Below are 24022 nucleotides of genomic sequence, written 5' to 3'. Positions count from 1 at the left end.
GGTGTAAAGTAAGGTCAGGTCGGAAAATTTTGTTGCACTGGACCTTTATGCGCAGTTTTGGGTTTGCTGGGGAGGTGGGAAAATAATCTTCGCTTTAATCTCTGCCCTAAATAGGTGCTTAAATTACTGCGATGGCGATGGCGATGGCGATGGCAGGAATACGGGTAAGATTTGGCAGGGGTTGCCGATTGAGGAGCGTTGCCAGCTATTGTTACAGCTACTGAAAAATTATGCGGCCCCGTCCTTGTGGGCGGCAGGGAATAAAAGCAGTAGGCGGTTTGTAAAGAATTGTTTTTTATGGGTGTATCTAGGCTAAATTTCCAGTGACATGGGTTGCAAAAACCTGTCGATTGGTTTCAAGATGGCTGATAAAGAACGTAGAGTTCTTTTTCTTCCAGTGCAGTGCGGCGGGTTAATGCCTCGCCAATTTTTTGATAGTCCATTTTGAAGTCGCGAGCCATCTCCGGGGTGAAGGCTTCATGGTTATAGCGCTTGCAAAACTGTACAACAGCATTGGCAATTTCGTTCATGTCGGTGCGGAAATCTTTTACCACCTGAAGGGTGTGTGCATCACCGATAAGGGCCTGCTCAAGGTAAACGTAAAAGCGTACGTTTTCTTTGATCAGGTGAGCCTGGAAGCCGGATTTAAATTGAGTCAGCAGTTGTGACAGTTGGCGATAGTTCTGCTTTTCATGGCCTTCAGACCACATGCGCTGGAAAATACTGATTAAATTTCGATGGTCATCTTCAAGAGCTTTGATCAGCGTGGGGTCGTAAGAGATTGTGCGGCCGCCCTTGGCTCCAGCATAGGAGCTGCGCGTATATTTTTCTTCTAGGTCTGCGGTGTTTTCCGTTTTGTTACTTCGAAACATTCCAGAAATAAAGCTAAGCATTAATTTGGTCTCGGTAGATTTTTAAGGAAGCTTGTTATTAGATTTGATCGCTCTGCGAAATTGGGTGCTGGCTGGAGAGAGGGCGCAGCTCTTTGAGTCCCGGTGAGCGCGGCGGATTTTACATTGGATGACAGGTGGTTTAACCGCTAGAAAAGGACAGTATTAGGCAAAATGACAAAATTGGGATGCATGTCACACTTTGGCTCTTTGCTTTTATAATTTTATCGAATTGCAGCTGGTGGGATCTTGAGAAATACAAATTAATTTAATTAAAGGGGTGATAAAAAACCCGGCTTAGCCGGGTTTTTTACTTGGCGGGCTATTGAAAGTAATTTTCGGTAGCCTGCCAAGTAAATCAAACAGGTTAGAGCTTGATTTGTCGTCGAGACTTTACGGCATACGCCCACAAGCCTGGGTAGGGCAGCCTATTAAGCCTAGCGCTGTTCCAGGTCGGTGTAATTGCGCTGCGGGTAACCTGTGTACAGTTGGCGCGGGCGGCCAATCTTGTACGGGTTGGAAATCATTTCATTCCAGTGGGCGATCCAGCCGGAGGTGCGTCCGGTGGCGAAGATGACGGTGAACATATCGGTAGGGATGCCGATGGCTTTCATAATGATGCCGGAGTAGAAGTCCACGTTCGGGTAGAGCTTCTTCTCTACGAAGTAATCGTCTTCAAGGGCGATTTTTTCCAGCTTCTTGGCGATCTTCAGCAGCGGGTCATTCTCAGCGCCCATGGCGCCCAGAACTTCGTCACAGATGCCCTGCATGACGCGGGAGCGCGGGTCAAAGTTCTTGTAAACGCGGTGACCAAAGCCCATCAGGCGGAAGGGGTCGCTCTTGTCTTTGGCGCGCTTCACGAACTCGTCGATACGGCTTTCATCGCCAATTTCCTGCAGCATATTTAGTACTGCTTCATTGGCACCGCCGTGAGCGGGACCCCAAAGGGTGGCAATACCGGAGGAGATGCAGGCAAACGGATTGGCACCAGAGGAGCCGGCCAGGCGAACGGTGGAAGTAGAGGCGTTCTGTTCGTGATCGGCGTGCAGCAAGAAGATAATATCCATTGCTTTGGCGACAATCGGGTCGATTTTGCTGGATTCGCAGGGGTTGCCAAACATCATGTGGAGGAAGTTTTCGGAGTAGCTGCGGCTATTATCCGGGTACATGAACGGCATGCCTTTGGAGTGCTTGTAGCACATGGCTGCCAAGGTTGGCATCTTGGCGATCAGGCGGTGAGCGGAAATCTCGCGATGCTCTGGGTTATTGATATCCAGGGAGTCGTGGTAGAAGGAGGCGAGGGCGCCAACTACGCCACACATCATAGCCATCGGGTGAGCATCGTAACGGAAGCCCTTAAAAAAGCTCACCAGAGATTCGTGCACCATGGTATGAGACATAATGGTGTCTACATACGTCTTCTTCTGTTCTGCGTTTGGCAGCTCGCCATTCATCAGTAGGTAGCAGGTTTCCAGGTAATCGGATTTCTCTGCCAGTTGCTCGATGGGGTAGCCGCGGTGCAGTAGTTGACCTTTGCCGCCATCAATAAAGGTGATCTTGGATTCACATGAGGCTGTGGATACGAAGCCCGGATCATAGGTGAATAAGCCTCTGCCGGTCAGGCCGCCGACATCGACAACATCGGGGCCGAGGGTGCCGGAGCGAACGGGCATCTCAAGAGCGCCGTCGATACCATCGACTGTGAGGTGCGCTTTTTTTTCGGACATTGCGGACTCCTAATAATGTTCTTATGCCGGCCTTTTCCCGCTGTTTTCGGGTGCTGGTGGCCTTTTGAGCGGGGCCAAACTTAAGTGCCGCGCCGTAAATTGTCAAACCAAAAGGAATGGACCACCAGTCTATCGGCAACAGGATATCCGGTTGTGGTACTTACTCGTAGAGTATTTACCTATATGGAGGGATGGAAAGTCGGCAGAAATCTCGCAGCTGCAGGAAAGTCGCAAGACAGTGACGGGAGGCCAGCGTAATCACAGGCGTTCGTTGTGTTTTGACTATTGAATGCCTATAATCCGCGCGGCTTGCGCCATGGTACGGCTACTTTGTACAAGGCTTCATCAGGTCGAGTACAAAGTGATCAGCAAGCAGCTCGTCCCTCCAATTGAAAAGCTAACGGGCGCCCGGTCGTTCAGGGCAACAAGGTGTTTTTCCTGTGAACAAAAACAGACCTGTCAATTTAGACATTTCCACTATCAAGCTTCCCGCTGCTGGTTTGGTTTCCATTTTGCATCGCGTGTCCGGTGTAGTGCTCTTCGCCGTTGTGGCGCTTTTGCTCTGCATACTCGATGCCAGCCTGGAATCCGAACAGGGCTTCGCCGATATGGCGGCAGCGTTTAACAGTATTCCAGCCAAGCTTATCCTATGGGCCTCCCTGGCAGCTCTTATCTACCATCTGTTAGCGGGTGTTCGCCATCTGTTTATGGATATGGGGATGGGTGAGAGTCTCGAAGGTGGTCGCCGCAGCGCCATTGCCGTGCTGGTGGTGAGTGTAATCCTTATTCTTCTGGTGGGGGTATGGTTGTGGTAAGAACAGTAACTAGCTTTGGCCGTAGCGGTACTTTCGACTGGCTTTATCAGCGAGTCACTGCGGTAGTATTGCTCGCGTATACCCTCTTTATAGTGGGTTTTATCTTCTTTAGTAAAGACTTTGGCTACCAGGCCTGGTCTGAACTGTTCGCCCAGCGCTGGATGCGTGTTTTCAGCTTGGTCACCTTGCTGTCCACCATAATCCACGCCTGGATTGGCCTTTGGTCGGTGGTCACCGATTACATCACCAATCGGATGATGGGCGGTAAAGCCACTGTTCTGCGTTTATTCATAGAAGTGGTTCTGGCTGCTGTTGCTGTGTTATACGCAGTGTGGGGCATTGAAATTCTTTGGGGTGTATAAGCAATGGCGAACATGCGAACTATTTCTTTTGACGGGATTGTAATTGGTGGTGGCGGTGCCGGTATGCGCGCTGCTCTGCAGATGGCCCAGTCCGGCTATAAAACTGCGGTAATCACCAAGGTATTTCCAACCCGTTCTCACACAGTTTCTGCCCAGGGCGGAATTACCTGTGCAATCGCCAGCTCAGACCCCGACGATGATTGGCGCTGGCATATGTACGATACCGTTAAAGGTTCCGACTATATCGGTGACCAGGACGCGATCGAGTATATGTGTTCTGTTGGTCCCGAGGCCGTATTCGAGCTGGAGCACATGGGGCTGCCTTTCTCTCGCACTGAAGAAGGGCGTATCTATCAGCGTCCCTTCGGTGGTCAATCCAAAGATTTTGGTCGAGGTGGCCAGGCTGCACGTACCTGTGCCGCTGCTGACCGTACCGGCCACGCGCTGCTGCACACCCTTTACCAGAACAACATCAAGCACAAAACCGAATTCCTGAATGAATGGTTTGCGATTGACCTGGTGAAGAACCAGGACGGTGCTGTTGTCGGTGTTATCGCCATGTGTATCGAAGATGGCGAAGTGGTTTACATCAAATCCAAGGCGACGGTATTCGCCACCGGTGGCGCGGGGCGCATCTTCGCCTCTACCACTAACGCACACATTAACACCGGTGACGGTGTGGGCATGGCCCTGCGCGCAGGCATGCCGGTTCAGGACATTGAGATGTGGCAGTTCCACCCCACCGGCATCTACGGTGCGGGCGTACTGGTAACTGAAGGCTGTCGCGGTGAGGGTGGATACCTTATTAATAAGGACGGCGAGCGCTTTATGGAGCGTTATGCCCCCAACGCGAAAGACCTTGCCGGTCGCGATGTTGTGGCTCGCTCTATGGTTCTTGAAATCCTCGATGGCCGCGGTTGTGGCCCGGATGGCGATCATGTACTGCTCAAGCTCGACCATCTGGGTGAAGAGTTATTGAACAGCCGCTTGCCCGGTATTTGTGAGCTGTCCAAGACTTTCGCGCACGCCGACCCGGTTAAAGTGCCGATCCCGGTTGTGCCCACCTGCCACTATATGATGGGGGGTATTCCCACCAATGTTCACGGTCAGGCCCTGACTCAGGATGCCGCCGGTAATGATCAGGTCGTTGACGGCTTCTACGCTTGTGGTGAAGTTGCCTGTGTCTCTGTGCACGGCGCCAACCGCCTGGGTGGCAACTCGCTGCTGGATCTGGTGGTTTTCGGTCGCGCTTCAGGCCTGTTTATTGAAAAGGCGCTACGTGACGGTATCGAACACCGTGAGGCTTCCGAGTCAGATCTCGAAGCGGCAATGTCGCGCCTGAATCGACTGGAGACCAGTGAGAAGGGTGAGAGCGCATTTGATATGCGCAAAGAGTTGCAGGGCGTGATGCAGAACCACTTTGGGGTATTCCGTCGCGGCGATTATATGGCTGATGGTGTGAAGAAATTGGCCGATCTGCGCGAGCGTATTGCCAATGTGCGGCTGGACGACAAGAGCCGTGCCTTTAATACTGCCCGCATTGAAGCCTTGGAATTGCAGAACCTGCTGGAAGTTGCCGAGGCCACGGCGATCGCCGCTGAGACCCGTACTGAGAGCCGCGGCGCTCACGCCCGTGAGGATTTCCAAGAGCGCGATGACGAAAACTGGCTGTGCCACTCTATGTATTTCCCTGCGGAAAAACGTGTTGGCAAGCGTGCGGTAAACTTCGCGCCTAACACCATGGAAGCTTTTGAACCGAAAGCTCGGACTTACTGATTCGGGAGCGGAATAGAATATGTTGAAAGTAAGCATTTACCGTTACAACCCGGAAACCGACAAAGCGCCCTACATGCAGGACTACGAGTTGGACACCCAGGGTAAAGACTTGATGGTGTTGGACGTTTTGGAGCTGCTCAAAGCCCAAGACCAGTCTCTGTCCTTCCGTCGCTCCTGTCGCGAGGGCGTGTGTGGCTCCGACGGAATGAATATTTCCGGTCGCAACGGCTTGGCATGTACTACGCCACTGTCCGAGGCTGCCCGCAAAGGTAAACTGGTTTTGCGCCCGCTGCCGGGCCTGCCGGTAATCCGCGACCTGGTTGTGGATATGGAACAGTTTTACGAGCAGTACAAGAAGATCGAGCCGTACCTGCAGAACGATACTCCTGCGCCGGCCATTGAGCGCCTGCAGACCCCGGAAGATCGCGAGAAGCTTGATGGCCTGTACGAGTGTATCCTGTGTGCCTGTTGTTCCACTGCCTGTCCGTCTTTCTGGTGGAACCCTGACAAGTTTATCGGTCCGGCCGGCCTGTTGCAGGCTTACCGCTTCCTGGCGGACAGTCGCGATTTGGCCACCGATGAACGCCTGTCAGAGCTGGACGATCCCTTTAGTGTATTCCGTTGCCACGGTATTCAGAACTGTGTCAATGTGTGCCCGAAGGGATTGAATCCGACGCGCGCGATCGGCCACATTCGCAATATGTTGCTGACCCGTGCGGTGTAAGGGATATCGCGGCTGTTTATCGGTTTGCTAGAGTTCTGCTCTGCGGGCTCGGTGCCAGGTAGGGCGCCACGGAAATGACAAAAAGCCGGTTTCAATCGGTATAAAACTAAAAAGGGGAGGTGGCTTTATGCGCCTCCCCTTTTGTGAGTGAAAGGAAAGCGCAGTGGCTCAAACGAAGAGATGCACACTGCAATTGAGGTAGGCATCAACATGCACGAAAGTACCATGGAGCAGCTATGGCGTAGCTCCCATATCTCCGGGGGCAATGCTGCCTACGTGGAGGAGCTTTACGAGACCTATCTGCACGACCCCAACGGTGTCCCCGAGGAGTGGCGCAATTATTTCGATAGCCTCCCCCGCGTTGGTGGCAGCAGCGATGTTTCCCACGCTGCTGTACGTCAACACTTTGAGCTGCTCAGCAAGCACCGCGCGCGGCCGGTAGTCGCACCGGGCTCAGCGGGCTCTGCCAATATTGAGCACGAGCGCAAGCAGATCAAAGTCTTGCAACTGATCGATTCCTACCGCCACCGCGGCCATAAAAAAGCGACCCTGGACCCCCTGGGTTTGATGGCCCGTGAACAGGTACCGGACCTACAGCTGAGTTACCACGGCCTGACTGAAGGTGATTTTGATACCACTTTCAATACCGGCAGCCTGTTCCTCGGTAAAGAAGAGGCTACCCTGCGCGAAATCGTAGAGGGCCTGGAGTGTGCATACTGCGGCAATCTCGGTGCGGAGATCATGCATCTCTCCAACCTGGAAGAGCAGCAGTGGTTCCAGCAACGCTTGGAGCGCAGCCAGGCCAAGGCCAACTTTGGTACTGATATTCAAATTGAGATATTGCAGCGTCTCTCTGCAGCAGAGGGCCTGGAGCGCCATCTGGACTCCAAGTACCCCGGCACCAAGCGCTTTGGTGTGGAAGGTGGTGAGAGTCTGATTCCGATGATGGATGCGTTGATTCGCCGTTCTGGCACTTACGGGGTGAAAGAAATCGTAATTGGTATGGCTCACCGCGGCCGTCTCAATACCCTGGTGAATATCCTCGGCAAGAATCCGTCAGACCTGTTCCAGGAATTCGAAGGCAAGAAGACTCTGGATACTTCCGGTGACGTGAAGTACCACCAAGGGTTCTCCTCCAACGTGATGACGCCCGGTGGCGAAGTGCATTTGGCGCTGGCCTTTAACCCGTCGCATCTGGAAATCAGTGCCCCAGTAGTGGTCGGTTCAGTTCGTGCCCGCCAAGACCGCCGCAAAGATACCTCCGGTGAGACGGTGATGCCGATTAACATCCATGGCGACGCGGCCTTTGCTGGCCAGGGTGTGGTGCAGGAAACCCTGCAGATGTCCCAGACCCGCGGTTATTACACCGGCGGTACTGTGCATATCGTGCTGAATAACCAGGTGGGCTTTACCACCAGCAAGCGTGAAGACGCTCGCTCTACTGAGTACTCCACCGACCCCGCCAAGATGATCGATGCGCCGGTGTTGCACGTAAACGGTGACGACCCGGAAATGGTCGTGCTAGCGGCACTATTGGCCGTGGACTACCGCTACGAGTTCAAGAAAGATATTGTTATCGATCTAGTGTGTTACCGCCGTCGTGGCCACAATGAGACCGATGATCCCTCCGGTACCCAGCCTCTGATGTACCAGACCATCCGCAAGCACAAGACCACTCGCACGCTTTATTCTGAGAAGCTGGTGGGCGATGGTATCTTGGATAAAGCCGCTGCAGACAAGTTGGCTAACGACTATCGCGATAAACTGGATGCGGGTGAAGACGTGGCTACTGGTCTGGTGAAGAAGCCGGATTCATCCATGTTTGTAGATTGGGGTCCCTACCTGGGTCACGACTGGCAAGAGCCCGCAGATACTGGCTATGCATTGCCAAAACTGCAGGATGTCGCTACCCGCATGACCAATGTCCCCGATGGCATCGTGATGCAGCGTCAGGTGTCCAAAATTTATGAAGACCGCCGCAAAATGGCCGGTGGCGCCTTGCCTTTAAACTGGGGTATGGCGGAAACCTTGGCCTATGGCACTTTGCTGGAAGAGGGCTTTATGGTCCGCTTCACCGGTGAAGATGTGGGTCGCGGAACCTTCTCCCACCGCCACGCCGTGGTGCACAGTCAGAAAGACGGTCAGAGCTATGTGCCTTTGCAGCATATGTTTGAAGACCAACCGCCTTTCTATATGTACGACTCGCTGCTGTCCGAGGAAGCAGTACTGGCGTTCGAATACGGCTATGCCACCACCACCCCGAAATCCCTGGTAGTTTGGGAAGCCCAGTTCGGTGACTTTGCCAACGGCGCCCAGGTTGTGATCGACCAGTTCATTACCTCCGGTGAGCACAAGTGGGGTCGTATGTGCGGCCTGGTAATGCTGCTGCCGCATGGCTACGAGGGCCAGGGTCCGGAGCATTCCTCCGCGCGTCTTGAGCGCTTTATGCAGCTGTGCGCCGAGCATAATATCCAGGTGTGTAACGCCACCACCCCGGCACAGATCTTCCACCTGCTGCGTCGTCAAGCGGTACGCCCGATGCGTCGCCCACTGGTGATCATGAGCCCGAAATGGATTCTGCGTCACAAGCTGGCCACTTCCAGCCTGGAAGAGTTGGCCGAGGGGCGCTTCCAAAATGTGATCCAGGACCAGGGAGTGGACCCGGCCAAGGTCAAACGACTGATCCTGTGTTCCGGCAAGGTTTACTACCACTTGCTGGAAGCGCGTATGGAGCGCGAACAGGGAGATGTGGCATTTGTGCGTATTGAGCAGCTGTACCCCTTCCCTGACGAAGAGTTCGTGGAAGCGGTTTCCGCATTCAAGAGCCTCAAGAGTGTCGCCTGGTGTCAGGAAGAGCCCATGAACCAGGGCGCTTGGTACTCCAGTCAGCACCACTTGCGCCGTGCACTGTCGGAATCCCATCCGAAACTGCATCTGGAATATGTGGGCCGTGCCGCCTCTGCGGCACCTGCGGCGGGTTATATGTCCACGCACCTTGAAGAACAGAACAAGTTCATCAACGAGGCGCTGACCGTCAAATAAGAGACGGCAGTAATTAGTGAAGAGTCAATCTCAGGAAACAGAAAAAATGACGATCGAGATTAAAGCGCCAACTTTCCCTGAATCTGTTCAGGACGGAACTGTCGCCACTTGGCATAAACAACCCGGTGAAGCGGTGTCCCGCGATGAACTGATCGTGGATATCGAAACCGATAAAGTTGTGCTGGAAGTTGTTGCACCCGCTGATGGTGCTCTGGCTGAAATCATCAAGGGTGAGGGTGAAACTGTCCTTTCCAATGAGGTGATTGCCAAATTTGAAGCGGGCGCTGGCGCCGCTGCTGCACCGGCTGAAGCCGAAGCACCTGCCGCAGAAGCTCCGGCAGCTCCTGGTGAGAAAATTGCGATGCCGTCCGCCAAGAAAATGGCGGCGGAGAAGGGTGTTGACCTGACCGGAGTCGAAGGCTCCGGTAAAGGTGGTCGCGTCCTCAAAGAAGACGTTATGAAAGCGGGTAGCGCTCCTGCTGCGGCGACCGCACCTACCGCTGTCGCAGCTGCTGAGGTTGCCGTTGCCCCGGGCGAGCGCGTTGAGAAACGTGTTCCGATGACCCGCATGCGCAAGCGTATTGCCGAGCGCTTGCTCGACGCTTCCCAGTCCACCGCCATGCTCACCACCTTTAATGAGGTGAACATGAAGCCGGTAATGGACCTGCGCAAGAATTATAAAGACCTGTTCGAGAAGACCCATAACGGCACTCGTCTGGGCTTTATGGGCTTCTTCGTAAAAGCTGCAGTGGAAGCGCTGAAGCGTTATACCGCAGTGAACGCGTCTATCGATGGTAACGAAATCGTTTACCACGGCTACCAGGATATCGGTGTAGCGGTTTCCTCTCCAAAAGGTCTGGTTGTGCCCATTCTGCGCAACGCTGAAAACCTGGGTTTGGCGGATATGGAAAACAATATCCGCGATCTGGGTGTGCGTGCCCGCGACGGCAAGCTGTCTATCGACGAGATGACCGGCGGCACTTTCACCATTACCAATGGCGGTGTATTCGGTTCCCTGCTGTCCACCCCGATCCTGAATCCGCCGCAAGCAGCCATCCTGGGTATGCATAAGATTCAGGAGCGTCCAATGGCGGTAGACGGCAAGGTGGAAATTCTGCCGATGATGTACCTGGCGCTGTCCTACGACCACCGTCTGATCGACGGTAAAGAAGCGGTTGGCTTCCTGGTTGCGATCAAGGAAATGATCGAAGATCCAGCGCGTATCCTGCTCGAAGTTTAAAAAATAAGTCCAAGGGCCTGCGGGCCCTCTCGATCACACTGCATTAGAAATATCTGGAACTGATCATGTCGGAAAAGTTTGACGTAATCGTAATTGGCTCTGGTCCTGGTGGTTATGTCGCTGCCATCCGAGCCGCTCAGTTGGGCCTGAAAACCGCTTGTATCGAAAAGTGGAAAAACAAGGACGACAAATACGTAAACGGCGGCACTTGCCTGAACGTAGGTTGTATTCCTTCCAAGGCACTGCTGGATAGCTCCTGGAAGTACCACGAGGCTAAAGATGCTCTCGACGTGCACGGCATTGAAGTCGGCAAGGTCAAGATGGATGTGAGCAAGATGATCGAGCGCAAGGGCGAGATCGTTAAAAAACTGACCGGCGGCGTAGCTGGCCTGTTCACCGCGAATAAAGTGATCTCCATTTTTGGTGCCGGCAAACTGCTGGCCAACAAAAAGGTGGAAGTGACCGACGACAAAGGCAACGCCACTGTCTACGAAGCGGAAAACGTGATTCTGGCTTCCGGTTCTGTTCCCGTGAACATTCCGCCCGCTCCGGTAGACGATAAAATTATTGTCGATTCTACCGGCGCACTGGAATTCACTGAAACACCCAAGCGCTTGGGTGTGATCGGTGCTGGCGTTATCGGTCTGGAATTGGGCTCTGTATGGAACCGACTGGGTTCCGACGTTGTGGTTCTGGAGGCGATGGACAAGTTCCTGGCGATTATGGATCAGCAGGTAGCCAAAGAATCCCAGAAGATCCTCAAAAAGCAGGGTCTGGACATCCGCCTCTCTTGTCGGGTTACCGGCTCGGAAATAAAGGGCGAGGAAGTGGTGGTTACTTACCAGGATAAAGAGGGTAAAGAGCACCAGGAGACGTTCGATAAGCTGATTGTCTGTGTAGGCCGTCGCCCATACACCGAAGGCCTACTGGCCGAAGATGCCGATGTAAAAATGGACGAGCGTGGATTTATCTACGTCAACGACCTGTGCATGACTTCTGCGCCGGGCGTATGGGCCGTTGGCGACGTGGTGCGCGGTCCGATGCTGGCGCACAAGGCATCTGAAGAGGGCGTTGTGGTTGCCGAGCGCATTGCCGGCCAGAAGCCGATGATGAACTACGATGTGATCCCTAATGTGATCTACACCCACCCGGAAATCGCTGCGGTTGGCCGCACGGAAGAACAGGTGAAAGCCGACGGAGAGCCCTATAACATCGGCAGCTTCCCGTTTGCGGTCAATGGCCGCGCTATGGCTGCTAACGATACCCAGGGCTTTGTGAAAATTATTGCCCACGCGGAAACCGATCGCGTACTGGGTGCTCACATTGTTGGCCCGTCTGCTGCAGACCTGGTTCAGCAGGTGGCGATTGCGATGGAGTTTGGCTCCAGTGCAGAAGATATTGGCATGACCGTATTTGCGCACCCGACGCTTTCTGAAACTGTGAAGGAAGCGGCGCTGGGCGTGAACGGCCATGCGATTCACACCGTGAATCGCAAGAAGCGTAAGTAAGAATACTTTTCGATCTCGGGGCACTAATTACTGATTAATTAGCTGCCCCGGTTTCATTTGCGGAATTCAAAATTTGCAACGGCGCAGATTTTGAATTTTGTCTTTCAGGTGCAGAGTAATCTGCAATTAGTAAACACATTTTTATATGTGAATTGGTACTGACTATGAACTTGCATGAGTATCAGGGCAAACAACTGTTTGCGGCATACGGATTGCCGGTTTCCACAGGCATTGCAGCGGAAACCCCGGCAGCGGCAGTAGCAGCGGCTGACGAAATTGGCGGTAATAAGTGGGTGGTAAAGGCCCAGGTACACGCCGGTGGCCGCGGCAAAGCTGGCGGTGTAAAGCTGGTGGATTCCAAGGCGGAAATTGAAGAGTTTGCCAAGAAATGGCTGGGTGAGCGTCTGGTAACTTACCAGACAGACGAGAATGGCCAACCGGTAACTCGCATCCTGGTTGAGAGCTGCACCGACATCGACCAGGAATTATACTTGGGCGCCGTTGTTGACCGCTCCACCCGTCGTATCGTTTTCATGGCGTCCACCGAAGGTGGCGTTGAAATCGAGAAGGTAGCGGAAGAAACTCCGGAAAAAATTCTCAAAGCCACGGTCGACCCTCTGGTAGGTGCTCAGCCTTACCAGGCGCGAGAGCTGGCTTTCAAGCTGGGTCTCAACCCGACCCAGGTTAAGCAGTTCACCAAGATCTTCCTGGGTCTGGCAAAGATGTTCCAGGAAAAAGATCTGGCCCTGTTGGAAATCAACCCACTGGTCATCACCACTGAAGGCAACCTGCACTGTCTGGATGCCAAGATTGTGATCGACAGCAACGCCCTGTACCGCCATGCGGACCTGCGCGAAATGCACGATCCTACCCAGGAAGATCCGCGCGAAGCGCACGCTGCCAAGTTCGAACTGAACTACGTAGCGCTGGATGGCAGCATCGGTTGCATGGTAAATGGTGCTGGCCTGGCCATGGGCACTATGGATATCGTGAACCTGCACGGCGGCAAGCCAGCTAACTTCCTTGACGTGGGCGGCGGCGCAACCAAAGAGCGCGTTGTTGAAGCGTTCAAGATCATTTTGTCCGACGAGAACGTAAAGGCCGTACTGATCAACATCTTCGGTGGTATCGTTCGTTGTGACATGATCGCTGAAGGTGTGGTTGGCGCAGTGAAAGAAGTTGGCGTAAAAGTACCGGTTGTTGTGCGCCTGGAAGGTAACAACGCAGACCTGGGTGCCAAGGTGCTGAGCGACAGCGGCCTGAATATTATCGCGGCCACCAGCCTGACCGATGCGGCTCAGCAGGTGGTTAAAGCTGCGGAGGGTAAATAATCATGTCAGTACTGATTAATAAAGACACTAAAGTAATCTGCCAGGGCTTCACCGGCTCCCAGGGGACTTTCCACTCCGAGCAGGCGATTGCCTATGGCACCAAAATGGTTGGTGGTGTCACTCCGGGTAAAGGCGGCCAGACTCATCTGGACTTGCCGGTGTTCAACACCGTGAAAGAAGCGGTTGAAGAAACCGGTGCGGAGGCTTCCGTAATCTACGTACCCGCGCCTTTCTGTAAGGACTCCATCCTGGAAGCGGCCAACGGGGGTATCAAACTGATCGTTTGTATCACCGAAGGTATCCCGACCCTGGATATGCTCGACGCTAAGGTGAAATGTGACGAGCTGGGCGTACGCCTGATCGGTCCTAACTGCCCGGGCGTTATCACTCCGGGTGAGTGCAAGATCGGCATTATGCCGGGCCATATCCACAAGCCGGGCAAAGTGGGCATCGTGTCCCGCTCAGGTACCCTGACTTATGAGGCGGTGAAGCAAACTACCGACTACGGCTTCGGTCAGTCCACCTGTGTGGGCATCGGTGGCGACCCCATCCCAGGCTCCAACTTCATCGATATTCTGGAAATGTTCCAGAATGATCCGCAGACCGAAGCGATTGTTATGATCGGTGAGATCGGCGGTACGGCTGAAGAAGAAGCGGCTGCTTACATCAAAGCCAATGTCACCAAGCCTGTAGTTTCTTACATCGCTGGTGTCACCGCTCCTCCCGGCAAGCGTATGGGCCATGCGGGCGCAATCATCTCCGGTGGTACAGGTACCGCTGACGAGAAGTTTGCCGCTCTGGAAGACGCCGGTGTTAAAACCGTGCGCTCCCTGGCACAGATCGGCGACGCTCTGAAGGAAATTACTGGCTGGTAATTAATTGCCAACGTGTAGTTTTCCAAAAAGCCACCCAATGGGTGGCTTTTTTATGGCTGTGAATTTATCTGTCATTACTGTTGTTGAAAAGTCGATTGTTTTTCTCAATTCCCATTTTTATTCATCTTTACTTTTTTTGATGTGACTTAAGCGAAACTCTGTAAGCAACGATTACGGCTCTATATCAATTATCGGCAAGGCTGTTAAATTGACGCCTGCTGTGAACTGTACAGACCATATTTATACCCATGGTTGCGCCCCCGTTGATAAAGCACCACGGCGGTCAAGGTCAGCAGCATTAATTCTGCCATTGGCCCCGCATACCATATCCCCACCTCTCCCAGTAGCAACGGTAAAGTCAAAATCAGCGGCAGTACAAAAATATAAGTTTTTGCCAGTCCAAGGATCGCCGCACGCTTGGCATCGCCAATAGCCTGAAAAAATGTGCTGACCATCATTAATGGCCCCGCCAGAAAATAAACCAGTGTCATCATCGGCAGGATACGTGCTACTTCTGTAATAATCTGCCGATCGCTAACAAATAGAGTTCCCAAAGAGTCCTTCAGTATTATTACGCCTATTTGCAGTGCCAGACAGTAACCGAATGCCAGTGTCAAAGCGATATTGATGCTACTGTCAGTACGGGACCAACTTTTGGCGCCGGCATTATTACCGACCAGGGTTTGAAAGGCTTGGCTTAGGCCGAGCAAGGGTAAAAAGATAAAGGTCATGATTCGAGTGGTAATACCGTAGGCACTGACTGTCGTATCGTAGTTACCACCTCCCCAGATCTGTATACTGAAAATTACTGCGATGGATGTGAGGGATACGCCGATATAGCTCAAGCTTGATGGTAAGCCCAAGGATAGATATTCGGGCCAGAAATAATGTTTGCGTGAGAGTCGAAAGATTTGTGTGTCAATCACGGTACGGCCGTAATAGCGATAGACTGCCACTATCAAAAGGGCAATTGTTTGCGCCAGAGCAGTGCCGTAAGCGGAGCCGGCTACTCCCAGCTCCAAGTGCGCAATAAAAATATAATTAAATATTATATTGAGTAGCACCGAGAAGAGAGAAACTATGGCCATCAGGGATAGTTGCCCTTCGCAGCGTAAAGTATCGGAATTTACCGAACCGATAAAGAGTGCAGGCGATAAAAAAACCAGTATCGTTAAATAGGTGTACCCCATATCGGCTAAATCTTTGGAGCCATTGGCCACTAAGACGGTTAATGGTTTACCTCCGGCGATAAACAGCAGCATTAATACGGCGGAAACGGCCAGCGCCAGGGTGATTGCCTGGGAGAATGCCTGCTTTGCCTGGTCCTTTTTCCCGGCGCCGAGTAATCTGGCTTGCACACTGGAGTAGCCACTGGAAATTAATGAAGAAAGCGCTATCAACAACATAAACATTGGGAATGTTAAAGTGACAGCAGCTAAGGCCTCGGCGCCTACATATTTTCCCAGGAAGTAAGCATCCAATAAGGTAAATGAACCATTGACCAGCATAATCAGAATAATGGGTGCCGCGGTCTTAAAAAAGACCGGCACCAAGGCGCCGCTAACAAATACATTGTTGTGTTGTTGATTCATCGTCAGTCCGTTTTACAAAGTGCCGCTGTGCATCTCCGCGATTTCATTAAATTTTTCTAGCACAAGCTGCTTAATTTCATCTGGCCAGGAGCGAGTGGCTGTTTCAAAGCTGATTTTGCTGTTCCTGTATAACGCGCGACTGGCATCTTCAAAGCCCTCGGCATCTCCAGCAACCAACAGCATAAGTCCATCCAGCTGCTGTTGTTTTAAGGTGATGCGCTCCTCGGGTGAAACGTGCTTTTGCGCCTGTTCCACCAACTTGCGTAGAGTGACAGAGGCGCCACCGGGTTGGCGACGCAGCCACTCCCAATGACGGGGAAGTAAGGTGACTTCCTTGGGAATAACGCCTAATTTGGGGCGCCCGCGCTTGGTTTTAGAGGGCGGTGTATCAGTTGCAAGTCTTGCCAGTACGTCCTCGATATCACCGTGCCAATCCACCTCAACCCGTTTGCAACTTTCACGCTCAAAGACAATGGGCTCGAGATTGTTACCCCTGGTTTTCACTTGGCGAGCAATGGCCTGCAGTGTTCCCCGTGCGATGATCCGTTGCTGGTGGATAGCGATATAGTCGATTGCCAAGGTGTCTCTCTCTATTTACCAGGGTTTAAATATTTTACCTGGGTAAATATAGTTGGTTGATCCATCTATTTGCAAGGAAAGATTCTCTCTCTGGCTGTGATCACTGATGTTCTCCATAGAGGATGGCTAGCTCTACCCGGTAAGCCCGGCGGGTGTGAGGACTTAATTTTTGATTGGATGTCAGCGATATACACGGCCTGTGAGCACTCCTATACTGCGAAAAACCAACTGTTTAGGAGTGAACATGGCCAGGGCTTTGATTGGGGTAATCGGGGGTAGCGGTCTCTACGATATACAGGGGCTAACCGAGGTGGAAGAAGTCCAAGTGGACACTCCCTTTGGCAATACTTCGGACCCTATTGTCTGTGGCAAGCTTCAGGGTATCCCTGTGGCTTTTCTTGCCCGTCATGGACGCGGCCATCGCCTGATCCCTTCTCAGGTGCCATATCGAGCCAATATTCATGCGCTACGCCAGTTGGGTGTGCGCTATATCCTTTCCCTCTCCGCAGTGGGTTCCCTGCAGGAAGAAGTGCGGCCGCTGGATATGGTGATCCCCGATCAGTTTATCGATATGACCCGCAAGCGCGAGAGCACCTTCTTTGGTGATGGTGCGGTGGCCCATGTTTCCATGGCTGATCCTGTCTGCGCGACGGTGGCAGAGAGTCTGGCGCGGGCATTTGATGCGACTCAGGAAGGAGAGTTGGTGCAGCTGCATCAGGGTGGCAGCTATATCTGTATCGAAGGTCCGCAGTTTTCTACCCGTGCGGAGTCGCATTGGTATCGCAGTATGGGGGCGTCTGTGGTGGGTATGACCAATATGCCTGAAGCAAAGCTGGCTCGTGAGGCACAGATTGCTTATGCCACTTTGGCGATGGCGACGGACTACGATTGCTGGCACCCGCGCGAAGAGGCAGTCACTGCAGAGGCTGCTATCGCCAACTTGCAGAAAAATGCCCAGCGCGCGCAACAGATTGCCGCTAAAGCAATACAGTTTCTCGGCACTGAGCAACCGAAGTCCCCAGCACACACGGCACTGGACAGCGCTTTGGTAACGCCCGTCGAAGCCATGCCGGAGGAAAAACAAGTTGTAATAAAACCTCTGCTTGCTCCGACAGAACCCGTGCTTGAAGAGATGGAGCACTGAGGCTTATGCACGAAACCTTGTCCCTATTGCAGTTGTCAGACTTTCCGCCAATCCACCGGGAGGTTATAGAAACCCTGCAAATCAATATTGGCTACCGCTGCAATCAGCGTTGTGTGCACTGCCATGTCAATGCAGGGCCCAATCGTACAGAAATGATGTCTGATGAAAACCTCGCTCTGCTATTGGAGGTTATCGAGGCGCGCAATATTCGTGTATTGGATGTCACTGGCGGTGCGCCGGAGTTGCACCGGGGTTTTCGTCCGTTGGTAAAGGCCGCAAGAGCTCGCAATGTTCATGTGATAGATCGCTGCAATTTGACGGTTTTATTCGAACCGGGCCAGGAAGATACCGCAGAATTTCTAGCCCAATATCAGGTAGAAGTGGTCGCGTCGCTGCCTTGTTACTCCATGGAGAATGTTGATAAACAACGGGGCAAAGGGGTTTTCGACAAAAGTATCGCCGCATTGCAGAAACTCAACACCCTGGGCTATGGCAAGCCGGCCAGTGGTTTACTTCTCAATTTGGTCTACAACCCTCAGGGGCCCGTGCTACCCCCCAATCAAGGCGCCTTGGAGGCGGATTATCGCCGTGAATTAGCCGCGCATTTTGGAATCGAATTTAACCATCTCTTTGCCCTTGCCAATATGCCGATCAAACGCTTTGGTTCCATGCTGGTGTCTAAGGGGCAGTTTCGGGAGTATATGGCGTTACTCAAGGAGAGCTATAGCGCTGAAAATCTCAACGGGGTTATGTGCCGTAGTTTGGTGAGTGTTGACTGGCAGGGAAATTTATACGATTGCGACTTTAATCAACAGCTGGATATCCCGGTGCCGGGGCGCTTGCATTTGCGGCACCTGCTTGAGCGAGATCTGCGTGAGTCCCCTATTTGCGTCGCTGATCACTGCTATGGCTGTACAGCCGGACAGGGCAGTAGTTGCGGCGGGGCTTTCTAGCGGTTGGTATAAAGGTGCTCGCACACAGATGTTAGAGCTATGGCCTGAGTATCTCTCCCTCGGTTGGCTGGCTACCCGATAAAATTTCTCCAGCAGCCTGCCGATCAAAATGGAATGACGGCGATCAAGAAGGTTTGACACTATGAATAAGAAAATACTGTTAGTGGCTGTCATTGTGGTGCTGGTGATTACTTTCTATGGGCTTGATTTCCACCACTGGTTAAGTTTGGATAAACTCAAGGTGGGCGCAAAGGGCTTCCAGCAGTGGCAGTCAACTTCACCGCTATTGGTGGGCCTCTTGTTTTTTGTTTTTTACGTTGTGGTCACCGGGCTCTCCCTTCCAGGTGCGGCCATTCTTACTATTGCAGCGGGCGCCCTGTTTGGACTTTTTTGGGGGACTGTTATTGTTTCGTTTGCGTCCAGCGTTGGCGCAACACTGGCCTTCCTGATGGCGCGCTACTTATTTCGCGACTCGGTTCAGGGACGATTTTCTGAGCGTCTTCAGGTGATCAATACGGGGATTGAGCGCGAGGGGGCATTTTATTTATTCGCTTTGCGCCTGGTGCCGGCTTTCCCATTCTTCTTGATTAATGTTCTGATGGGACTTACCCATATCAAAGTATGGACTTTTTACTGGGTGAGTCAGCTGGGTATGTTGGCGGGGACGGTTGTTTACGTCAATGCAGGCACCCAACTGGCGCGGGTGGAAAATCTCAAGGATATCCTTTCGCTACCTTTGTTACTGTCTTTCATTTTATTGGGCATATTCCCCTTGATTGCAAAATATGCGCTCAGCTGGTTTAAGCGCCGGCGTCAGGCCGGGTAATATCATGTATGCAGAAGCCAAAAAAATTTGATCGCAACTTAATTGTTATCGGTGCGGGCGCTGCTGGGCTGGTAACGGCCTATATTTCTGCGGCGGTAAAAGCAAAGGTCACTTTGATCGAGTCAGGCAAAATGGGCGGGGATTGTCTGAATACCGGTTGCGTACCCAGCAAGGCGTTAATTATGTGTGCGCGACTTGCGCACGGGGCGCGGCGCTCGAGTAATTTTGGCGTCATCTTGCCAGAGCCAAGTATTGATTTTCCCCGTGTAATGCAACATGTCAGGGATTCGATAAAAGCCATTGAGCCCAACGACAGTGTTGAGCGTTATACCGAGTTGGGGGTAGAAGTACTTAAAGGGACGGCAGCGCTAGTAGATCCTTGGACCGTCAAAATTGTCCATAGTAGTGGCAGCGAGAAAAATCTGACGGCTCGGGCAATTGTGTTAGCTGCGGGTGCTGAGCCTATTGTACCGCCTTTTCCTGGGTTGGATAGGGTGAGCTATCTCACCAGTGATACTCTGTGGGAGCGGCTTTCTCAGCTACAAGCGCCTCCGCAGCGACTCACACTACTAGGTGGCGGCGCTATTGGCTGTGAACTGGCTCAGGCACTGGCTAGGCTTGGCTCGGAGATCACACTGGTTGAAAGGGCCCGTGTTATTTTGCCGGAGTTGGATCGTGAGGTTTCCGCTGCAGTAACAGTGGCGCTTGAGGCCGAAGGGGTAACACTGTTAACCGGCCATGAGGCGGTTGAATTTGAAGGAGGTTCTGATCAGAAGGGCGGCGTGCTGGTTTTACGTAATGCTGAAGGCCGGGTAAAGATTGAGTTTGATGAGGTGATACTGGCTCTGGGAAGGCGAGCCAAAACTACAGGCATGGGATTGGAAAAGCTGCAACTGCTGGAAAATGGCAAGCTGAAACTCGATGACTGTCTGCGTACGCGTTATCCGCATATCCTCGCTGCGGGAGACATGGCGGGGCCCTATCAGTTCACGCATATGGCTTCTTACCAGGCATGGTATGCCGCTGTAAATGGTCTGTTTGGGGATATCAAAAAATTTGCAGTGGATTATTCACTGGTGCCCAGTGCGGTATTTGTTGATCCGGAAGTTGCCAGCGTGGGTTTAAGTGAGGGGAAGGCCCGGGAGCAGGGTATAGATTACGAGATTACCCGTTACAATATTGGAGATCTGGATCGTGCTATTGTCGATGGTGCAGCTCGGGGATTTGTCAAAGTACTGACGGCCAGAGGTAAAGATAAAATATTGGGTGTTTCTATTGTCGGGGAAAATGCTGCTGAATTAATTTCGGAATTTATATTGGCGATGAAATATGGATTGGGGCTGAATAAAATTCTTTCGACCATTCATATTTATCCCACCATGAGTGAGGCGAATAAATTTGTAGCCGGAAATTGGAAGCGAGCTCACGCCCCCGCGGCTGTTTTGCGTTTATTAGCCGTATTTAATCGCTGGAGAAGAAAATAATGCGCTTTAGTGTGGTCGTGCCCCTGTTAAATGAAAAGGCTCAGTTGGTCGCACTACTGACGCATTTGCGTGAGCTCGAGTCGCACGGGAATTGCGAGATTATCGTCGTGGATGGCGGTAGTACCGATGGTAGTGTTGAGATGTTGCAGCAGTCAGGGCTGCGGCTAGTATATTCTGCGCGGGGCAGGGCAGTACAAATGAACGCTGGTGCTGTGATGGCCCGCGGAGATTGGTTACTGTTTTTGCATGCGGATACCCGGCTTGCAAACGATGCTCTCGTTTCATTGGAAAAAAATACTGAGCGGGAAAGTGTTCAGTGGGGGCGTTTCGATATTTCTATAGAGGGTGCTAGCTGGTGGTTTCCACTGATAGCAGGCATGATTAACCTGAGGTCCCGCCTTAGCGGTATTGCTACGGGAGATCAGGCTATCTTTGTACGGCGCTCGCTGTTTGAGGCTTCGGGAGGGTTTCCCCCCCAACCTCTGATGGAAGACATCGAATTGAGTCGCCGGTTATTGCGAAAGTCCCGCCCTTATTGTCTGTGCCAAAAAGCAAAAACATCCGGACGTCGCTGGCAGAAATTTGGTGTGCTACGCACGGTCCTGTTGATGTGGCGTCTGCGCTTCGATTACTGGCGCGGCGTCTCTGCAGAGTCCCTGGCCAAGCGCTACCAATAGCGGCGGGTAAAAATATGAATACCGATCTGCGCTTAATTGTGTTGGCCAAAGCGCCCTTGCCCGGATATGCGAAAACGCGTCTGATACCGGCCTTGGGGGAGAGTGGTGCTGCTGAGTTGGCCGAGAGGCTTTTGTTACAGACTTTAACGGCTTGTATTGAGGCGGAATTAGGCGCGGTGGAATTACATGTCGCCCCCGCTCCATCACACTCGTATTGGCAGAATTTCTCGCTGCCTGAAGGCGTTACCTTGCATGGACAGGTCGATGGCGATCTGGGTCGACGTCTGTGGCGGGCAACCGATATTGCCAGGGAGGCTGGCTCTCGGGTTTTGCTCCTGGGCACTGATTGTCCGGGGCTCACATCTGCACGTTTGCGTACAGCAGTGGCAGAGTTGAGGCGCTGGGATGTCGTGATGTATCCAGCCCTGGATGGCGGCTACACACTACTTGGGCTCAGTTGTATAAAGCGCAGGTTATTTGAGGATATTCATTGGAGTACCTCAGAGGTGGCCGCACAAACCCTTGAAAGAATGAGTGAGTGCGGTCTTGAGTGTCTGGAGCTGGAAGCGCTTGCCGATATTGATGAGCCGGAGGACTTACGCCACTTGCCTGACAGCTTGCGGGAGAACAGATAGCGCCTTGTCACCTTACAGGGCGGGTGCAGCACTGGCCTTGGCTTCCAATGCCACATTATCTATGAGAGTGCCGGCAGCGTCATCGTTGGCTGCCGCCAGGCGCTGTTCTTTAATACGACTGCTCCAGCTCAACAGAGCTTGATAGTGGCGGATATTTTGCACGTAAGTTACCGGCTCCCAGCCGCGGGCGTAGCCGTGCCGGGTGGTCTTGTAGTGCTGTCGTTTAGACAGGAGTGGCAAGTGCTCGCGTACATCGGGCCATAAGTCGGGATTGCCGCCCATGCGTTCGGTAAGAACGCGGGCGTCTTCCAGGTGGCCGTAGCCGACGTTGTAGGCGGCCAGGGCCATCCAGGTCCTGTCGGGCTCACGGATACGTTCAGACAGTTTATTGCGGATTTGCACGATATAGCGGGCGCCGCCCTCGATACTTTCTTCCGGGTTGAGACGATTGACCCCCAGCTCCTTGGCGGTATTCAGGGTGAGCATCATTAGGCCGCGCACACCGGTGCGCGAGCGTGCGCGTGGGTTCCAGTAGGACTCCTGGTAGCTGAGCGCTGCCAGTAGGTGCCAGTCAAGCTCGTATTGGTTGGCCACTTTCTGCATGGTGACGCGCCACTGGGGCAGGCGTTCGCGGCTGCGCTTGGCAAAGGCCTGGGCGCCGCCGACATTCAGGTCACTGACGTGTCCGAAAAATTCCTCTCGTAGCTGAGCGATCATGCCGTTGGTGTTGGCGCGCAACATAAAGCGACGCGCACTGCGGTATAGGCTGTCGTCATCACTTTGTGGGAATGCCCAAGACACTGGCTGGAACTGGGTCAGGTTAAAGGCGATGGCCGTGTTGGGATAGAGGCCGCGGTGAACGGCGTAGGCATTGGAATCTACAATGGCGTAACTGTATTTTCCCTGCTGTACCATCTCGACCAGTTCCATCGCATCCACATCGGACACTTCCTCCCATTTCAGTTCGGTATGGCGGGTGGATAGCTTTTTCATTTCTTCGGCGTGAGCACTGCCGGCAATAACCGCAACTTTTTTACCGTTGAGATCACTGGTCTTGCGAGGACGTTCCTCGCCCACCCGGTAGATAACCTGCTGGCGAATTTCAAAATAGGAGGGGGTAAAACGCACCTGCTCGCGGCGCTCCGGAGTCACCGTGAGGCCGGCGGCAGCAAAGTGGGCGCCATCTTCAGGATCTCGCAGGTGTTCAAACATTTCGTCGAGGTCGTGCACGTCGCGAATCACCAGTTTTACTCCCAGCTCTTCGGCAAAGGCATGCAACATACCGTATTCAAAACCGGTGGGGTTACCACTGGCATCTTCGTAATAGGTAGTGGGACCATTTTGTGAAAGGACAACCAGCTCGCCGGAAGCCTTGACGCGCTCCAGGGTGTTGGGTGCTTTGCTGGCCACCAGTAGGGAGGCGCAGCAGGAAAGTACGAGCCCTTTGCACAGGCGGCGGACATAGCGCAGCATACGGCTTTTCATCATCATAGGCTGTCCCCTTTAGCTAGTCCGTTGGTTTTATCGCTGTTATACCTAAGGCTTGGTACGAGCGGCCTAGCCTCTATTATGGGGCTAAAGCTGGCGCAGCTCGCCAATTTTACATTATTTGACGACAATCTGCCCAGTTTGGCTTTTGAACACTGTGATCTGCCCGCTTGCAAAGCTGTCCTGACTTTTGTAGTGGTTATATTTATGGTGCGAAGTTGGTTTATTTATGATCAAGTTTGTTTGTCTTTTGAACATTAAGGCCACTAAATAGTTCATGTGTCTCCAAGTGTCGGGCGGATGTGTTGGAGTGGCGATGCTTCAGGTACAATTGCGCCTCTCAAATTTCCGGGG

At 52.9% G+C, this 24022-nt stretch carries 20 protein-coding genes; 15 read left to right on the top strand and 5 right to left on the bottom strand.

Annotation, left to right across the window (positions count from 1 at the left end; genetic code table 11):
• Positions 1-356: 356 nt before the first annotated feature.
• Positions 357-893 (bottom strand): hemerythrin domain-containing protein, encoded by a 537-nt coding sequence (locus MO867_RS08550; RefSeq protein WP_252465930.1) that lies wholly within the window; start codon positions 891-893, stop codon positions 357-359.
• Positions 894-1327: 434 nt separating this feature from the next.
• Positions 1328-2617, bottom strand: a complete 1290-nt coding sequence (gene gltA, locus MO867_RS08545; protein WP_252465929.1) for a citrate synthase — start codon at positions 2615-2617, stop codon at positions 1328-1330.
• A 440-nt stretch (positions 2618-3057) separates the two neighbouring features.
• On the opposite strand from gltA, the gene sdhC reads away from it, so the two are divergent.
• The 9 genes from sdhC to sucD all read left to right on the top strand — a co-directional run bounded on the left by sdhC (position 3058) and on the right by sucD (position 14290).
• Entirely contained in the window at positions 3058-3432 is a 375-nt protein-coding gene (sdhC, locus tag MO867_RS08540) for a succinate dehydrogenase, cytochrome b556 subunit (protein WP_252465928.1), read from the top strand.
• Positions 3426-3794 carry a succinate dehydrogenase, hydrophobic membrane anchor protein gene (gene sdhD / locus MO867_RS08535; RefSeq protein WP_252465927.1) on the top strand — a complete coding sequence of 123 codons (369 nt, stop codon included), beginning with the start codon at positions 3426-3428 and terminating at the stop codon, positions 3792-3794. Before sdhC ends, sdhD begins: the two co-directional genes overlap by 7 nt.
• A gap of 3 nt (positions 3795-3797) precedes the next feature.
• On the top strand, positions 3798-5570 hold the full coding sequence (sdhA, locus tag MO867_RS08530; RefSeq protein ID WP_252465926.1) for a succinate dehydrogenase flavoprotein subunit: 1773 nt from the start codon (positions 3798-3800) through the stop codon (positions 5568-5570).
• Positions 5571-5589: 19 nt separating this feature from the next.
• Positions 5590-6294, top strand: a complete 705-nt coding sequence (locus MO867_RS08525) for a succinate dehydrogenase iron-sulfur subunit (protein WP_252465925.1) — start codon at positions 5590-5592, stop codon at positions 6292-6294.
• Between the two features lie 210 nt (positions 6295-6504).
• Positions 6505-9336 carry a 2-oxoglutarate dehydrogenase E1 component gene (locus MO867_RS08520; protein WP_252465924.1) on the top strand — a complete coding sequence of 944 codons (2832 nt, stop codon included), beginning with the start codon at positions 6505-6507 and terminating at the stop codon, positions 9334-9336.
• Positions 9337-9382: 46 nt separating this feature from the next.
• Entirely contained in the window at positions 9383-10576 is a 1194-nt protein-coding gene (gene odhB, locus MO867_RS08515) for a 2-oxoglutarate dehydrogenase complex dihydrolipoyllysine-residue succinyltransferase (RefSeq protein WP_252465923.1), read from the top strand.
• Positions 10577-10641: 65 nt separating this feature from the next.
• Complete coding sequence (gene lpdA / locus MO867_RS08510; protein WP_252465922.1) at positions 10642-12084, top strand: dihydrolipoyl dehydrogenase; 1443 nt, start codon at positions 10642-10644, stop codon at positions 12082-12084.
• Positions 12085-12248: 164 nt separating this feature from the next.
• Positions 12249-13415 (top strand): ADP-forming succinate--CoA ligase subunit beta, encoded by a 1167-nt coding sequence (gene sucC / locus MO867_RS08505; RefSeq protein WP_252465921.1) that lies wholly within the window; start codon positions 12249-12251, stop codon positions 13413-13415.
• Positions 13416-13417: 2 nt separating this feature from the next.
• Positions 13418-14290, top strand: coding sequence for a succinate--CoA ligase subunit alpha (sucD, locus tag MO867_RS08500; protein ID WP_252465920.1), 873 nt, complete (start codon positions 13418-13420; stop codon positions 14288-14290).
• 203 nt (positions 14291-14493) lie between these two features.
• Here sucD and MO867_RS08495 read toward each other — a convergent pair whose 3' ends face one another.
• Both MO867_RS08495 and MO867_RS08490 read right to left on the bottom strand, forming a co-directional pair.
• Complete coding sequence (locus MO867_RS08495; protein WP_252465919.1) at positions 14494-15882, bottom strand: MATE family efflux transporter; 1389 nt, start codon at positions 15880-15882, stop codon at positions 14494-14496.
• 12 nt (positions 15883-15894) lie between these two features.
• Positions 15895-16461: a DUF2239 family protein gene (locus MO867_RS08490; protein WP_252465918.1), complete on the bottom strand. Its 567-nt coding sequence runs from the start codon at positions 16459-16461 to the stop codon at positions 15895-15897.
• A 244-nt stretch (positions 16462-16705) separates the two neighbouring features.
• Between MO867_RS08490 and mtnP the strand changes: the two genes are divergently transcribed.
• From mtnP to MO867_RS08460, 6 genes are all read left to right on the top strand, one after another.
• Positions 16706-17605: an S-methyl-5'-thioadenosine phosphorylase gene (gene mtnP / locus MO867_RS08485; RefSeq protein WP_252465917.1), complete on the top strand. Its 900-nt coding sequence runs from the start codon at positions 16706-16708 to the stop codon at positions 17603-17605.
• A 5-nt stretch (positions 17606-17610) separates the two neighbouring features.
• Positions 17611-18558: an arsenosugar biosynthesis radical SAM (seleno)protein ArsS gene (gene arsS, locus MO867_RS08480; RefSeq protein ID WP_252465916.1), complete on the top strand. Its 948-nt coding sequence runs from the start codon at positions 17611-17613 to the stop codon at positions 18556-18558.
• Between the two features lie 142 nt (positions 18559-18700).
• Positions 18701-19384: a TVP38/TMEM64 family protein gene (locus tag MO867_RS08475; RefSeq protein ID WP_252465915.1), complete on the top strand. Its 684-nt coding sequence runs from the start codon at positions 18701-18703 to the stop codon at positions 19382-19384.
• Positions 19385-19392: 8 nt separating this feature from the next.
• Positions 19393-20868 (top strand): dihydrolipoyl dehydrogenase family protein, encoded by a 1476-nt coding sequence (locus tag MO867_RS08470; protein WP_252465914.1) that lies wholly within the window; start codon positions 19393-19395, stop codon positions 20866-20868.
• Positions 20868-21545, top strand: a complete 678-nt coding sequence (locus tag MO867_RS08465) for a TIGR04283 family arsenosugar biosynthesis glycosyltransferase (RefSeq protein ID WP_252465913.1) — start codon at positions 20868-20870, stop codon at positions 21543-21545. Before MO867_RS08470 ends, MO867_RS08465 begins: the two co-directional genes overlap by 1 nt.
• A gap of 14 nt (positions 21546-21559) precedes the next feature.
• Positions 21560-22180: a TIGR04282 family arsenosugar biosynthesis glycosyltransferase gene (locus MO867_RS08460; protein WP_252465912.1), complete on the top strand. Its 621-nt coding sequence runs from the start codon at positions 21560-21562 to the stop codon at positions 22178-22180.
• 12 nt (positions 22181-22192) lie between these two features.
• On the opposite strand, the gene mltF is transcribed toward MO867_RS08460, so the two are convergent.
• On the bottom strand, positions 22193-23671 hold the full coding sequence (mltF, locus tag MO867_RS08455; RefSeq protein WP_252465911.1) for a membrane-bound lytic murein transglycosylase MltF: 1479 nt from the start codon (positions 23669-23671) through the stop codon (positions 22193-22195).
• Positions 23672-24022: the final 351 nt, after the last annotated feature.

The sequence above is a fragment of the Microbulbifer okhotskensis genome (genome assembly GCF_023895975.1).
GTDB classification, from domain to species: Bacteria; Pseudomonadota; Gammaproteobacteria; order Pseudomonadales; family Cellvibrionaceae; genus Microbulbifer; species Microbulbifer okhotskensis.
This window is presented reverse-complemented; position numbering and strand designations above follow the sequence as displayed.

Excerpts from the sequence above, each read along its gene's own strand:
- MO867_RS08550 (WP_252465930.1), bottom strand. The coding sequence starts at position 893 with ATGCTTAGCTTTATTTCTGGAATGTTTCGAAGTAACAAAACGGAAAAC.
- gltA (WP_252465929.1), bottom strand. The coding sequence starts at position 2,617 with ATGTCCGAAAAAAAAGCGCACCTCACAGTCGATGGTATCGACGGCGCT.
- sdhA (WP_252465926.1), top strand. The coding sequence starts at position 3,798 with ATGGCGAACATGCGAACTATTTCTTTTGACGGGATTGTAATTGGTGGT.
- MO867_RS08525 (WP_252465925.1), top strand. The coding sequence starts at position 5,590 with ATGTTGAAAGTAAGCATTTACCGTTACAACCCGGAAACCGACAAAGCG.
- MO867_RS08520 (WP_252465924.1), top strand. The coding sequence starts at position 6,505 with ATGCACGAAAGTACCATGGAGCAGCTATGGCGTAGCTCCCATATCTCC.
- odhB (WP_252465923.1), top strand. The coding sequence starts at position 9,383 with ATGACGATCGAGATTAAAGCGCCAACTTTCCCTGAATCTGTTCAGGAC.
- lpdA (WP_252465922.1), top strand. The coding sequence starts at position 10,642 with ATGTCGGAAAAGTTTGACGTAATCGTAATTGGCTCTGGTCCTGGTGGT.
- sucC (WP_252465921.1), top strand. The coding sequence starts at position 12,249 with ATGAACTTGCATGAGTATCAGGGCAAACAACTGTTTGCGGCATACGGA.
- sucD (WP_252465920.1), top strand. The coding sequence starts at position 13,418 with ATGTCAGTACTGATTAATAAAGACACTAAAGTAATCTGCCAGGGCTTC.
- MO867_RS08495 (WP_252465919.1), bottom strand. The coding sequence starts at position 15,882 with ATGAATCAACAACACAACAATGTATTTGTTAGCGGCGCCTTGGTGCCG.
- mtnP (WP_252465917.1), top strand. The coding sequence starts at position 16,706 with ATGGCCAGGGCTTTGATTGGGGTAATCGGGGGTAGCGGTCTCTACGAT.
- arsS (WP_252465916.1), top strand. The coding sequence starts at position 17,611 with ATGCACGAAACCTTGTCCCTATTGCAGTTGTCAGACTTTCCGCCAATC.
- MO867_RS08475 (WP_252465915.1), top strand. The coding sequence starts at position 18,701 with ATGAATAAGAAAATACTGTTAGTGGCTGTCATTGTGGTGCTGGTGATT.
- MO867_RS08470 (WP_252465914.1), top strand. The coding sequence starts at position 19,393 with ATGCAGAAGCCAAAAAAATTTGATCGCAACTTAATTGTTATCGGTGCG.
- MO867_RS08465 (WP_252465913.1), top strand. The coding sequence starts at position 20,868 with ATGCGCTTTAGTGTGGTCGTGCCCCTGTTAAATGAAAAGGCTCAGTTG.
- MO867_RS08460 (WP_252465912.1), top strand. The coding sequence starts at position 21,560 with ATGAATACCGATCTGCGCTTAATTGTGTTGGCCAAAGCGCCCTTGCCC.
- mltF (WP_252465911.1), bottom strand. The coding sequence starts at position 23,671 with ATGATGATGAAAAGCCGTATGCTGCGCTATGTCCGCCGCCTGTGCAAA.